12 protein-coding genes are annotated in these 12,409 nt (G+C 41.2%); 6 read left to right on the top strand and 6 right to left on the bottom strand.

What is annotated here, in order from left to right:
* Positions 1 to 34: 34 nt before the first annotated feature.
* Positions 35 to 715, top strand: coding sequence for a lysoplasmalogenase (locus MR764_RS02395; RefSeq protein ID WP_247977791.1), 681 nt, complete (start codon positions 35 to 37; stop codon positions 713 to 715).
* Between the two features lie 46 nt (positions 716 to 761).
* On the opposite strand, the gene MR764_RS02390 is transcribed toward MR764_RS02395, so the two are convergent.
* Positions 762 to 1,160, bottom strand: coding sequence for a hypothetical protein (locus MR764_RS02390; protein ID WP_247977790.1), 399 nt, complete (start codon positions 1,158 to 1,160; stop codon positions 762 to 764).
* The gene (locus MR764_RS02385; protein WP_247977789.1) at positions 1,157 to 1,723 is read right to left on the bottom strand and encodes an RNA polymerase sigma factor; all 567 of its coding nucleotides are present in this window, start codon (positions 1,721 to 1,723) and stop codon (positions 1,157 to 1,159) included. Before MR764_RS02385 ends, MR764_RS02390 begins: the two co-directional genes overlap by 4 nt.
* A gap of 202 nt (positions 1,724 to 1,925) precedes the next feature.
* Between MR764_RS02385 and MR764_RS02380 the strand changes: the two genes are divergently transcribed.
* Complete coding sequence (locus MR764_RS02380; protein ID WP_247977788.1) at positions 1,926 to 2,255, top strand: DUF6249 domain-containing protein; 330 nt, start codon at positions 1,926 to 1,928, stop codon at positions 2,253 to 2,255.
* 77 nt (positions 2,256 to 2,332) lie between these two features.
* Here MR764_RS02380 and MR764_RS02375 read toward each other — a convergent pair whose 3' ends face one another.
* Positions 2,333 to 3,607 carry a M64 family metallopeptidase gene (locus MR764_RS02375; protein ID WP_247977787.1) on the bottom strand — a complete coding sequence of 425 codons (1,275 nt, stop codon included), beginning with the start codon at positions 3,605 to 3,607 and terminating at the stop codon, positions 2,333 to 2,335.
* A gap of 54 nt (positions 3,608 to 3,661) precedes the next feature.
* On the opposite strand from MR764_RS02375, the gene MR764_RS02370 reads away from it, so the two are divergent.
* Together MR764_RS02370 and MR764_RS02365 are read left to right on the top strand one after the other, a co-directional pair.
* The gene (locus tag MR764_RS02370; RefSeq protein WP_247977786.1) at positions 3,662 to 4,990 is read left to right on the top strand and encodes a mechanosensitive ion channel domain-containing protein; all 1,329 of its coding nucleotides are present in this window, start codon (positions 3,662 to 3,664) and stop codon (positions 4,988 to 4,990) included.
* Positions 4,991 to 5,130: 140 nt separating this feature from the next.
* Positions 5,131 to 5,616, top strand: coding sequence for an Lrp/AsnC ligand binding domain-containing protein (locus MR764_RS02365; protein ID WP_247977785.1), 486 nt, complete (start codon positions 5,131 to 5,133; stop codon positions 5,614 to 5,616).
* Between the two features lie 34 nt (positions 5,617 to 5,650).
* Here MR764_RS02365 and MR764_RS02360 read toward each other — a convergent pair whose 3' ends face one another.
* On the bottom strand, positions 5,651 to 6,985 hold the full coding sequence (locus MR764_RS02360) for an ammonium transporter (protein ID WP_247977784.1): 1,335 nt from the start codon (positions 6,983 to 6,985) through the stop codon (positions 5,651 to 5,653).
* Between the two features lie 334 nt (positions 6,986 to 7,319).
* Here MR764_RS02360 and MR764_RS02355 point away from each other — a divergent pair, with 334 nt between their 5' ends.
* The gene (locus tag MR764_RS02355) at positions 7,320 to 7,787 is read left to right on the top strand and encodes an Lrp/AsnC ligand binding domain-containing protein (protein WP_247977783.1); all 468 of its coding nucleotides are present in this window, start codon (positions 7,320 to 7,322) and stop codon (positions 7,785 to 7,787) included.
* Here MR764_RS02355 and rlmB read toward each other — a convergent pair.
* Entirely contained in the window at positions 7,784 to 8,518 is a 735-nt protein-coding gene (gene rlmB / locus MR764_RS02350) for a 23S rRNA (guanosine(2251)-2'-O)-methyltransferase RlmB (protein WP_247977782.1), read from the bottom strand. The genes MR764_RS02355 and rlmB overlap by 4 nt on opposite strands.
* Positions 8,519 to 8,562: 44 nt before the next feature.
* Entirely contained in the window at positions 8,563 to 10,509 is a 1,947-nt protein-coding gene (locus MR764_RS02345; protein WP_247977781.1) for an ABC-F family ATP-binding cassette domain-containing protein, read from the bottom strand.
* Between the two features lie 414 nt (positions 10,510 to 10,923).
* Between MR764_RS02345 and rlmD the strand changes: the two genes are divergently transcribed.
* A complete protein-coding gene (gene rlmD / locus MR764_RS02340) occupies positions 10,924 to 12,333 on the top strand; it encodes a 23S rRNA (uracil(1939)-C(5))-methyltransferase RlmD (protein WP_247977780.1) in 1,410 nt (469 codons plus the stop codon).
* Positions 12,334 to 12,409 lie beyond the last annotated feature (76 nt).

The raw sequence follows: 12,409 nt of genomic DNA, 5'->3' as shown, positions 1-12,409 counted from the left end.
AAAACTTTAAATTTAGCATCGAATAAACACTTCGATGAAAAAGTTTCTGCTTCACTTTTTGTTTGCGGTTATCGTTGCCGGCGATCTTTTGGGTCACTTTATTTCGTTAAACAACAGTCAGTTAATTTTTAAACCGCTGATCATGATCTGGATCGCGGGGTATTTCTTTTTGCATGCAAAGGGAATGGACAAAACGGTTGTGAAATTGGCGGGATTAGCTTTCCTGGCTTCCTGGATCGGAGATGTTCTGCTGATGTTTTCGGCCAAAAGCGAAATGTTCTTTATTCTTGGAATTGCCGGTTTTCTGGCGGCACAGGTATTTTACGCCTTCCTGTTTCTCCGTACCATCGAAATTTCGGGTAAAAAATCGTTTCTGAAGAAAAAGCCGGCATGGATGATTCCTTACATTGCTTTTGGTTTGATCGTGTATATTATTTTGTTTCCGGAGCTTGATCCCGTTTTGAAAGTGGCGGTTTTGTTCTATTTGGCAGCCATTTTAATTATGGCATCTACTGCATTAAATCGTTATGGAAACGGTCATCCGATAAGCTTTACGCTGGTTTTTACCGGATCGCTTTTGTTTATTACATCCGATACACTAATAGCGGTTAATCGTTTTTTAGTTGAAATTCCTTTCGACGGTTTGCTGGTTATGTCAACCTATATTGCAGCGCAGTATTTGATTATGACCGGAATTCTAAAGCAATACGAATAAAAAATCCCGGCTGCACACCGGGATCTATCAGTATTCAGTTTAATTTTTATCGGGTAAATAATTTCGTGTTGGCGCTGATAACACGGTCGATGAACAGCAGTACGGACGAAGCGATAAGTATACCTGCCACACTAAGCGGGACAGTGCCCATACTGTTAATAAACGACTGAATTCCATTTTCCATTCCCGGCACCAGTTGTTCCAGTTTTCCATCGGTTTGTACCCCAGCATTGCTCATGGCATAAACCACGAGCGTCAATAATACAAACAGCATCAGAATAATCCAGAAACCTTTGCCCAGAATCCTTTGCGCCTTGATCTGTTCCAGTGCATTGCTTTCCTCGAAAATACTGTTCATGACCATTGCCGAAAAATTCGGACCTGGTTTTTCCAATTTCATTTGCTGAAGCAGTGCTTTTAATTTTATGTCTTCCAGTTCGCTCATAATATTGTATATAATTCGTCCTTCATCATTTCATTTAAAATCGTGTACAGCTTCTTTCTGGCTCTGAAAAGTTTCACTTTTGTATTGCTTTCAGAAAGTTGTGCCACTTTGCTTATTTCTTCAACCGACTGATCCTCGAAATAGTACAGGAGTATTAAAGTGTACTCGTCTTCCGGCAGGCGATCCATCGCATCTTTAATCACCCTGGCCCGGTTTTCCTCCGGAATGCCATCCAGATTGAGCTCTTCCGCTTCGTCTTTTATTTCAATATCATCGGTAGAAGCAAAATGTACTTTTCGTTTTCGCAGTTCCGAAATACAGTTGTTGTAAGTAATCCGGTAAAGCCATGTCGAAAATTTTGCCGACCCTTTGAATGAACTCAGCGACTTGTAAGCCTTAATAAAAGTTTCCTGCGCCATTTCCTGGGCATCTTCACGATTTCTAAGAACTTTTAACGCAATGGAGAAGACAACATCCTGGTATCTTTCAACAATGTATGAATAGTAGTTGGTTTGACCCGCCAACACTTTTTCAATGTAATAGATATCGTCTTTTTGCTCCATCTGTGGCTTTGACGTAATTCTTTAAGGCTGGTTACAATTTACGGAGAAAATTTTTTGTGTAGTTACTTTTTGCTATGCTGTATAATAATACTGTTGGCAATTTCAGGAATCTTCAATATTTTTTTGCTGAATGTGTAACCGATCAAAAAAGGCTGCGTCATAATGGCGAAAACGAAATAAAAACAATTTAAAAACAAATACCATGGAAGGAATTTTAGTACCAATCGGATTTTTTCTGGCAATCTTCGCTATTCTTTATGTATACTGGACAACACGGACAAAAGAACGTTTGGCTTTAGTGGAAAAAGGAATGGATGCCGGAATTTTCAAAGGAGAATGTTCACAGTATGCACTTGTAAAATGGGGGATTTTCCTCATTGCGTTAGGTCTTGGAGTAGTAGCAGGATCTCTGCTGGCGGGTGTTATTGAGGACGTGGTTGCTTACTTTACGGCGATCCTGGTTTGTGGTGGTGTAGGTTTGATTGTAGCTTACCTCGTTACCAACAAGCTAATGGAGAAGAAAAGAGTATAAGTGGGATGTAAAAGAAACAGAAAACAAAAGCGGCCGGATTTTCCGGCCGCTTTTGTTTTCTATGCGATGTGTTTCAATTATTCAACATGAGACCGAATCACTTTCCGGATGGCTTCCTGGCAAACCGGGCAAAAACCTTTGGCTTCGTTGCTTTTCATGCGGCAATCGATATACGGACTGTAGATGCCTTTATCCAGATACCCTCCGCCTTCGTAAACTCCAACGGTTTTGAAGTATTTTGCCTCTCTGGGTGTCGGAACCGGTGTTGATTTTTCCAGCATGGATTTCCATTTCTTGTCGAAATCCACCAGGGTGGTCAGGTTGGGTTCCCAGGGTTCGATTTTCAGATTGTAAAAATCTTCGTAGGCAACACTGGAGGTGTAGTATTCGTCTCCCAATCCTGCAAATCCGTGTCCAAATTCATGAATAAAAACCTCTTGGGTGAGTTCGTTGTCGGAAGTGCATACACTCAGGAAATTGTAAAAGCCTCCACCACCGTAACGCTCTGTATTAACCAGTGCATAAACATGGTCGTATGGAACTGCTGATGCGGCATCGTAAATCGATTTCATGTCGGTAGTTGTCAGGTAGCGGGGAACATCGAATGTATAGAAACTGGAATTAAAGGCTGTTTTGCGGTAAATCTTTTCGCCCGGCACATCGGTACCCGATTCCTGCGATGGTGTAAACACCGCATTGACATTGAAATTTTTTTGCTCCGAATGGAATGGTTCCGCTTCAAACAGCATATCGGTAACACGTTGTGCATCGTCAAGGAATTTTTGCTTTTCTTTTTGGGTATAGCCCTCAGCCAGGATTACCAGATCAACTTTTTTGTCGGGATCGCCATTTTGTAAGATCGCTTTAACTTCAAATTCTGCGGTATTTTCGTTTAAAATAAAATAGTCTTTTGGATCGATCTCTTCAGCGAACAGATTCTGAAAGCTGCCGTCCCATTGCCGGGCATCGATTTCGAGCCGTACTTTATTTTTCGGGAAAGGGAAGATGGCGGCCTGGTAAAAAGTCTTATTGTTTTGTTTGGCTTCGGCTGTGGTTTGCCACTCCTGAAACAGGGTGCTAAATCCTTTGGAAAAGATGAGTTGGTTGCTGGCTGCATCAAAAACCCGGTAACGATAGGTTCCGTAATTAAATTCATCAACCAGGTGGTTTTTATTCCCAGCCCAGAAGGGCTCCTGTTTCATCGCTTCGGGATAAATGGTTGCTGTTTTTGAATTGCCCCCTAAAAGAAAATCAAAACGAAGCGAATGATCTGTGAAATAGTTTTTGAATTCGATTTGTGCATTCAGGAAAATAGGAATTATCATAAAAAGCCACAGGATTAACCGTTTCATAATACAGCATTTTTTAATTTTGTGAGCTAAAGTATTAATTGTAATCCAAACGTCATGCAATATTTCTACCGATTTTTACTCGATGAATTCCGTTTGATCAACGGTATGGAGAGCTTTGCCAAGCCTTTGGCTGCGCTGGCTACTTTTCTTTTTATTTCGCTGATAGCATTTATTGCTTATTTTATTTCCCGGAAATTTATGGTTTATGTGATGCACCGGGTTGCCGAAAAAACAGAGACCACCTGGGATGATATTCTGGTAGAAAATAAAGTATTTAAGGCAGTTGCCAATTTGGTTCCGGCTTTAATCTTTTTTTATTCCGCCAATTTTGCCGGACCGGAGACAGCTATACAGCTAAATCCATCGTTGGCGTTAAATACGGAACTTATAGCAAAAGATTTCTATCCTTTTTTGGATGAGGTGTTGATCACGCTGTCGAAGTTGTACCTGATTGGTATCGGGGTGTATTTGATCAATGCGTTGCTGAATTCCATTCTTGGTATCTATAATACTACTCAATACGCAGCAACACGGCCGATAAAAGGCTACATTCAGCTGATTAAGATTTTTATATACGGAATGGCCGGAATTCTGATGATCGCTTATCTTTTCAAAAAAGATCCGTGGGATTTGGTGATCGGACTGGGAACCATGGCTGCGGTGCTGTTATTGATTTTTAAAGACACCATACTCGGATTTGTGGCATCCATTCAGTTGTCGGCCAATAATATGGTAAAGCTTGGCGACTGGGTTACGGTTCCGAAACATAATGCCGACGGAACGGTAATCGACATTACGCTCAATACGGTTAAGGTTCAGAATTGGGATAAAACCATTGCAACCATTCCTACTTATAGTTTGGTTTCAGAGTCGTTTAGTAACTGGAAAGGAATGGAAGAATCGGGAGGGAGACGAATAAAGCGATCGGTACTTATCGACGTAAATTCAATCAGGTTTTGTGATGAGGAGATGCTAAGCAGGTTTGAGAAATTTGACCTGATTCGGGGGTATGTGCTCGAAAAAGAGAAAGAACTACGTGAATATAATAAGCAAAAGAATTTAAAAGACGAAGACTATATTAGTGGTCGTCACCAGACCAATGTCGGGATTTTCAGAAAATACCTCGAAGTATATCTTCGCCAGCATCCGAGCGTGCATCAGGAGATGACATTTCTGGTGCGTCAACTTCAGCCTACCGAAAAAGGATTACCGATCGAAATTTATGTTTTTTCGAAAGAACAGGAATGGGCCAAATACGAGGCAATTCAGGCTGATATATTTGATCATGTATTTGCCGTTGTTCCGGAATTTGAATTGCGGATTTTTCAGGAGTTGTCTGGTGCCGATATATCAAAAATAGCAAACAAATATTCCCCGGCATAAAAGGACGGGGTTACTTATCTTTTGTTCAGTAACTTACGAACTGTCGTAGAATTGTATGTTTAATAGCAGTGTTACTTATTAATTGTAATAATTACGTACATTTGCGCAATAATTTATAACCTAATCTGATTTTTTAGGAAATGAAGTCGAACGATTATTTAGAAGAAAAGCCAGCTGATATTGATGAGTTGGATGAGAAGATACTAAAGCTCATTACAAAAAATGCCCGAATTCCCTTTCTTGAAGTTGCCCGTGAATGCGGCGTGTCAGGAGCAGCCATTCATCAACGCGTTCAGCGCTTATTGAACATAGGCGTGGTGCATGGTAGTGAATTTATTGTTAGCCCACAGAAACTTGGATACAATACTTGTGCTTATATGGGAATTTACCTGGACAAGGCCAGATTTCATACTCAGGTTGTACAGGCGCTCAGGGAGATTCCTGAAGTAGTTGAATGTCATTATACTACTGGAGCGTATGCTATTTTCATCAAAATTCAAACAAAAACCAACAAGCATTTGAAACGTCTGATTGATGATGATCTTCAGAACATTGAGGGGATTGCTCGAACCGAGACCTTTATATCGCTCGAGATGGATTTTAAACGACAAGTTCCGATAAAATAATAAAAAAGGCCGTTATTAACGGCCTTTTTTATTGTCAATGTTGTTCTTCTGCGTATACAAAGTTGTACGACTCTTCGTGTTGACTTAAATCGAGTCCGATTTTCTCTCCGTGCGGAGAAATGCGCATGGGCACGATGAGATCGGTTACTTTATATAAAAGTAACGAGCCTCCAAACGTAAACACTCCCACTATGACCAATGCAAGCAAATGATAGAGGAAAGTGGTTATTTCGCCGTGAATCAATCCGACTTCGTTGGCAAAAACTGCGGTCAATATCATACCGGTAATACCTCCCATTCCGTGTGCCGGGAAAACATCCAGTGTATCGTCGAGTTTTGATTTTGTTCGAAGGGTAATCGCGTAGTTACTGATCATTGCTGCGACAACCCCGATAAAAATACTGGCGCCGACGCTCACAAATCCTGCAGCCGGAGTAATGGCTACCAGTCCTACAACCAAGCCGATGGCTGCACCCACTGCCGATGGTTTTTTCCCTTGGGCAGCATCGTAAAAAATCCAGGTTAACATAGCAGCAGCCGAAGCTGTATTTGTGTTTACCAGCGCTGAAGCAGCCACTGAATTAGCTGCCAGTGCCGATCCCGCGTTAAAGCCAAACCATCCGAACCAAAGCATTCCGGCGCCCAGCAAAATATAAGGAATGTTGGCCGGTTTGAATTCTTTGTTGGCATCTTTTCTGCGGCCCAGGAAGATGGCTCCGGCAAGTGCTGCAAATCCGGCAGACATATGCACTACGGTTCCTCCGGCAAAGTCAAGTACACCCCAGTTACGCAGGAATCCGTTGGGATGCCAGGTCCAGTGGGCGAGCGGAGCATATACGAATATGATAAACAGGCACATAAACAACATGTAGGCCCTAAAGCGGACACGGCCTGCAAAAGATCCCGTAATCAGCGCCGGTGTGATGATCGCAAATTTCAACTGAAACATAGCAAAAACGGCAAACGGGAAAGTGGGGGCCAGGTCGGGATTGGTTCCGCCTCCAACGCCCCGAAACATAAAGTAGGTTATGGGATTTCCGAATAACCCAAAACCTTCGGGGCCAACACTGTCGCCAAATGCAATACTAAATCCAACGACTACCCAAAGCACACTCACAATGCCCATTGCAATATAACTCTGAAGCATCGTTGAAATAATATTCCGCGACTGAATCATACCTCCGTAAAAGAAGGCAAGCCCGGGAGTCATTAAAAGGACCAAGCCTGTTGCGGTGAGCATCCATGCGGTGTCGCCGGCGTTTAAGTTCGTGTAGTCTTGTTCTGCTAATCCTGTGGGAATGAATACACCAACGAGGGCTGTGACGATCAATAATCCAAGGATGAGCCACCAATTTGCTTTGTTTTTCATCGTGAAAAAATTTTAACAGTCACCATCCAGTCGTGCGAATTTTACATATTTCTGACGAACTGAATATTTGTGACTGACTTGTTCGTAATTAAGTTTAGAATATCTGCCTGTTTGATATAAAATCGATATAAATATATTTAAATGGTTTAAAATGTGAATAATAAGGTAGAAAAAAGAAAGAAATACCGGGTGTTTTTTAATAAATTGATAATATAATGTGTGTTTTCTCCGAATTGATTTAATTATTTTCATTTTGTTACTTTAGTGGTAAATAGGAGGAATGACTTTGAAATAATGTTATTTTTTTGATATTTTTGATGGAAAATTGTAAGATATGACTTTGCGGAATAATTTGGATGATTGGGATCTTAAGATTCTTGATATTATAACGAAAAATGCGAGGATCCCTTTCAAGGATGTTGCAAAAGAGGTAGGTATTTCAAGGGCCGCTGTTCACCAGCGGGTAAACCGGATGGTCGATTTAGGCGTAATTGTGGGGTCGGGCTATCATATTGATCCCAAGAAAGTGGATTTTAAAACCTGTACTTATATCGGGATTTTCCTGGAAAAAGGCGGATTGTTCACCGAAGTGGTAAAGGAGCTCGAGCAGATTTCAGAGATTACGGAATGCCACTACACCACAGGCGCTTATGCAATATTTATCAAAGTTTATGCAAAAGACAATGAGCACCTGAAATCAATCCTCAGTGGACAGATTCAGAAAATTCAGGGAGTTGCCAGCACCGAAACCTTTATTTCGCTCGAAGAATCCTTTAAACGTACCATTCCGGTAAATATTTAGTTTCGTTGTCTTACCGCCTCGTAAATCATTAATGCCGCTGAAACAGAGACATTCAATGATTCAATTTTACCAAGAATCGGAATTTTTAATTGTTCGTCGGTTAACTTCAAAATATTCGGAGAGATTCCCGTGTCTTCAGATCCCATAACGATTGCAAGCGGCCCGGTGAAATCTCCCGAAGTATAGTTTTTGTCGCCTTTTTCGGTGGCTGCAACAATGCGTATTCCTGAGTCTTTTAAAAACCGTACCGCTTTTTCAAGGTGAGGCACTTTGCAGATGGGCAGGTGGTGGATAGCTCCGGCTGAGGTTTTTACGGCATCGGCGCCAATGCGGGCCATTCCTTTTTCCGGTATAATGATGGTGTGCACTCCCGCACATTCGGCAGAACGGGCGATGGCTCCAAAATTTCTCACATCGGTAATTTGGTCGAGTACCAGGATCAGCGGCGTTTCTCCGGTGTCAAAAATGCCGGGAAGCACATAATCTAGGTTGTCGAATTCGATGGGAGAGAGCAATGCAATTACGCCCTGATGGTTTTTTCGGGTATAGCGGTTGATCTTCTCAATCGGAACGAATTGGGAAGCGATATTGTTTTCTTTAAGCAGTTGCATCAATTCTGAAAAGAGTTCGTTTTTCAGCCCTTTTTTGATCAAAACCTTATCGATGGTTTTACCGGTTTTTATCGCTTCAATTACTGCGCGTGTTCCAAATAGAAAGTCTTCGTTATTCATTTTTACCGTTTAATTTGAATTGTTACCAGAAACGTTTTTGAAAGTTACCAGGTTTTTTTGATTTTCCAGGCTTCCAGTTCTTCGTTTGTATTCTCCCATTCGTGCATCATTTCTTCTAGCTTCTTTTTTAAATCTTCGTATTTGTCAAAAAGGCTGTGGTCGTTGATTTGTGCCGAAGAGGATAGGACTTTGTCCATTTCTTCAATCTCTCCTTCCAGGTCCGAAATACGTTGTTCGGCATCCTGCACCTGTTTTTCGAACCGGGAAATGTTTCGGCTTATTTCTTTTTGTTCTTCAAAGCTGAGTTCGTTTTTCCCTTTTTCTTTTTGAATGGAATTATTGGTTTTGGAAGCATTACTTTTTGCTTCCAGTTCTCTCATCGATTCCATCTTTTTTCGGTACAGGAAATCAAAGATACCGCCCAGGTGTTGTTTGGCTTTTTTATTTCTGAATTCATAGATGCAGTTTACCAGGCCATCCAGGAAATCGCGGTCGTGCGAAACAACCAATACCGTTCCGGTAAAGTTGGCAAGTGCATTTTTTAGAATCTCTTTCGATCGGATGTCGAGGTGGTTGGTCGGCTCATCGAGTATCAGGAAGTTGACCGGTTCCAACATTAGACGAATCATCGCCAGTCGTGATTTTTCACCACCGCTCAACACTTTTACTTTCTTGTCGATGTCTTCTCCCTTAAATAAAAATGCAGCCAGTATGTCCCGGATCTTTGTCCGAATATCTCCCACTGCTATTTCGTCGATCGTTTCAAAAATGGTGAGTTCCTCGTTGAGTAATTGTGCCTGGTTTTGTGCAAAATACCCTATTTTAACATTGTGTCCGAGTTGCATGTGTCCCTGATGGTCCAGTTCATTCATGATGATCCGGGCCAATGTGGTTTTTCCTTCACCGTTCCGGCCAACAAACGCGACTTTCTCGCCCAGCTCGATGTTTAAGTCAATATCGTCAAGAACCAGATGCGATCCGTATGCTTTTGTAATATGTTTAGCCGAAACCACCACTTTCCCGGAACGCGGTGCCGGTGGAAAGTTTAGTTTTAATGCTGAATTATCTTCTTCTTCAATTTCAAGCCGGTCGATTTTATCCAGTTGTTTGATACGCGATTGTACTTGTACTGCTTTCGATGCTTTGTAGCGAAACCTTTCGATAAATTTTTCGGTGTCCTCAATCAATTTTTGCTGGTTCTGGTAGGCCGCAAGATTGATTTTCTTTTGTTCTTCCTTCCAGGTTAAAAAGGATGAGTAATTCATCTTTTGGTCCAGAATTTTGCCGAGCGATATCTCGATGGTCCTGTTACAAACCGCGTTCAGAAAGGTTTTGTCGTGCGATACCAGAACAACTGCTCCTTTGTAGTCTTTCAGAAAATCTTCGAGCCATTGAATCGATTCAATATCGAGGTGGTTGGTGGGCTCGTCGAGCAAAAATACATCCGGTTTCTGAAGCAGAAGTTTGGCTAGTTCAACACGCATTCTCCATCCTCCGCTAAATTCAGATGTCGAACGTCCAAAATCAGAACGTTCAAAACCCAATCCCAGCAAGGTACGTTCGAGTTCTGCTTCGTAGTTATCGCCTCCCAGAAGCTGAAAACGCTCGTGCAACTCGGTTACTTTATCGAGTTTGCTAAGGTATTCGCTTGAATGATAATCGGAGCTTTCGGCTATTTCGTTGTTGAGCTGAGCAATTTGCTTTTCCAGTTGAAGGATCTCTTTAAAAGCCTGCGTCGCTTCGTCTTTTAATGTGCGGGTATCCGAAACCTTCATTTGCTGTGGCAGATAGCCAATGGTAACATCCTTCGAAATGCCAACGCTGCCTGAAGTCGGAGAGTTTATTCCGCTAATAATCTTGAGTAAAGTAGTTTTTCCTGCTCCGTTCTTTCCGATCAACCCGATACGGTCTTTGGGATTAATCAAAAAACTAATCTCTTTGAAAAGTTCAAAACCACCAAAACTTAAATTTATTTTATCTAAAGAAATCATAATCGTAACTGAATCGCGCAAATATAATCAATCGTGTCAGAAATGAAGGAGTAGATTAAGGGCAAAAAAAATACCCTCTCGGGTAAAAAAAGGAAGGGGAAAGCACTATGGACGCTTTTTGAAGATGATTGATAATTTACAAACCCCTAAACACAAAACCAATCATAAATACAGAAGTCGCTTTCCCCTATTCAGTTTTACTTATTGAAAATAAAACCAACCATTAAATCAATAGCAAATATAATTAAATGATTGTTACGCGAAATATAAATGAAACATAAAAATGCTTTTACAGGCATTAATAAGGTCTGTTTTTTCATTTTGGGAATCCTAAAGTTTATTTGGGAATCATAACTTGCGGCAATCATAATGCTATGTGTAAGATTGAATTATATTTGCACAAAATTTATAGAGGTGGGAAGAAACAAGAAAAAGCCCTTTTACGAGAACGTTCGGATAGAGGACATAGGTGCAGAAGGTAAGGCATTGGCGCGGGTAGGTGAGATGGTGGTTTTTACATCGATGGCAATTCCCGGAGACGTAGTTGATTTGCAGGTTACAAAAAAAAGGAAACGATATTCGGAAGCTTTTATCAGAGAATATAAAGCCTATTCAGAAGATCGGATCGATGCTTTTTGTGAGCACTTTGGTGTTTGTGGCGGATGCAAATGGCAAATGCTGCCCTATGATAAACAGCTTTTTTACAAGCAAAAGCAGGTAAGCGATCAGTTAACTCGTATTGGGCGGTTGAAAATCCCCGAAGTAACTCCAATTTTAGGATCTGAGAAAAACCGGTTTTACCGGAATAAAATGGAATTTACGTTCTCCAATAAACGTTGGCTTACCTACGATGAGGTCGAAAATGGTCATGAAATTCAAAACTCAAATGCACTCGGTTTTCATGTGCCCGGATTGTATGATAAAGTAATCAAGATCGATAAATGCTGGCTGCAGCCTGATCCATCCAATAAGATTCGCAACTTTGTGTACGACTATGCGATTGAAAATAACCTGAGCTTTTTTGATATTAAAGAGCAGAAAGGCTTTTTACGCACCATGATCGTCCGTACTGCCTCAACGGGTGAACTGATGATCATCTTAACGTTTTATTTCGAAGATCGGGAAAAGAGGGAAAAGCTGTTAAATACATTAAGCGAAAAATTCCCTGAAATAACCTCTTTACTTTACGTGATCAATCCCAAGGGGAACGATACCATTACCGACCAGGAAATAGAGGTGTTTGCGGGTAGGGAATATATTTTGGAAGAAATGGAAGGCCTTCAGTTTAAAATCGGGGCTAAAAGTTTCTATCAAACCAATTCGGAACAAGCCTATAACCTATATAAAGTAACCCGCGATTTTGCTGGTTTAACCGGGGAAGAAACGGTTTATGATTTATATACCGGAACAGGAACAATTGCAAACTTTGTTGCCCGAAATGCACGAAAAGTAGTGGGAATTGAGTATGTTCCGGAGGCGATTGAGGACGCAAAGGTTAATGCATCTTTTAATAACATAAATAATACATCGTTTTATGCCGGTGATATGAAAGATGTGTTAAACGATGATTTTGTTAAAGAAAATGGCAAGCCCGAAGTGGTTATAACCGATCCTCCCCGCGCAGGTATGCATGCCGACGTTGTTTTGACCATACTCAGGATGGCGCCCGAACGAATTGTTTATGTTAGTTGCAACCCTGCAACGCAGGCAAGAGATATCGCAATTTTGGACGAATTTTACCAAATTGAGAAAATCCAACCTGTAGACATGTTTCCACACACTCATCACGTCGAAAATGTAGTATTGCTGAGGAAAAAGCCTTGATTAATTAAGTAAAATCCCCTAACTTGCTTCCACTAAATGCAATCATTTTCTTTGCAGATAGATAAATAAGGGTCGT

Source organism: Maribellus sp. YY47 (genome assembly GCF_023111095.1).
In the GTDB taxonomy this organism is placed as follows: Bacteria; Bacteroidota; Bacteroidia; order Bacteroidales; family Prolixibacteraceae; genus Draconibacterium.
Note: the sequence above shows the minus strand (reverse complement) of the source record. Positions and strands in the feature narration are given on the sequence as shown.

Bases quoted from the DNA above. Each gene is read 5' to 3' on its own strand.
- MR764_RS02345 (WP_247977781.1), bottom strand. From the start codon at position 10,509: ATGATTTCTTTAGATAAAATAAATTTAAGTTTTGGTGGTTTTGAACTT.
- rlmB (WP_247977782.1), bottom strand. From the start codon at position 8,518: ATGAATAACGAAGACTTTCTATTTGGAACACGCGCAGTAATTGAAGCG.
- MR764_RS02360 (WP_247977784.1), bottom strand. From the start codon at position 6,985: ATGAAAAACAAAGCAAATTGGTGGCTCATCCTTGGATTATTGATCGTC.
- MR764_RS02365 (WP_247977785.1), top strand. From the start codon at position 5,131: ATGAAGTCGAACGATTATTTAGAAGAAAAGCCAGCTGATATTGATGAG.
- MR764_RS02385 (WP_247977789.1), bottom strand. From the start codon at position 1,723: ATGGAGCAAAAAGACGATATCTATTACATTGAAAAAGTGTTGGCGGGT.
- MR764_RS02380 (WP_247977788.1), top strand. From the start codon at position 1,926: ATGGAAGGAATTTTAGTACCAATCGGATTTTTTCTGGCAATCTTCGCT.
- MR764_RS02395 (WP_247977791.1), top strand. From the start codon at position 35: ATGAAAAAGTTTCTGCTTCACTTTTTGTTTGCGGTTATCGTTGCCGGC.
- MR764_RS02355 (WP_247977783.1), top strand. From the start codon at position 7,320: ATGACTTTGCGGAATAATTTGGATGATTGGGATCTTAAGATTCTTGAT.
- MR764_RS02375 (WP_247977787.1), bottom strand. From the start codon at position 3,607: ATGAAACGGTTAATCCTGTGGCTTTTTATGATAATTCCTATTTTCCTG.
- MR764_RS02390 (WP_247977790.1), bottom strand. From the start codon at position 1,160: ATGAGCGAACTGGAAGACATAAAATTAAAAGCACTGCTTCAGCAAATG.
- MR764_RS02370 (WP_247977786.1), top strand. From the start codon at position 3,662: ATGCAATATTTCTACCGATTTTTACTCGATGAATTCCGTTTGATCAAC.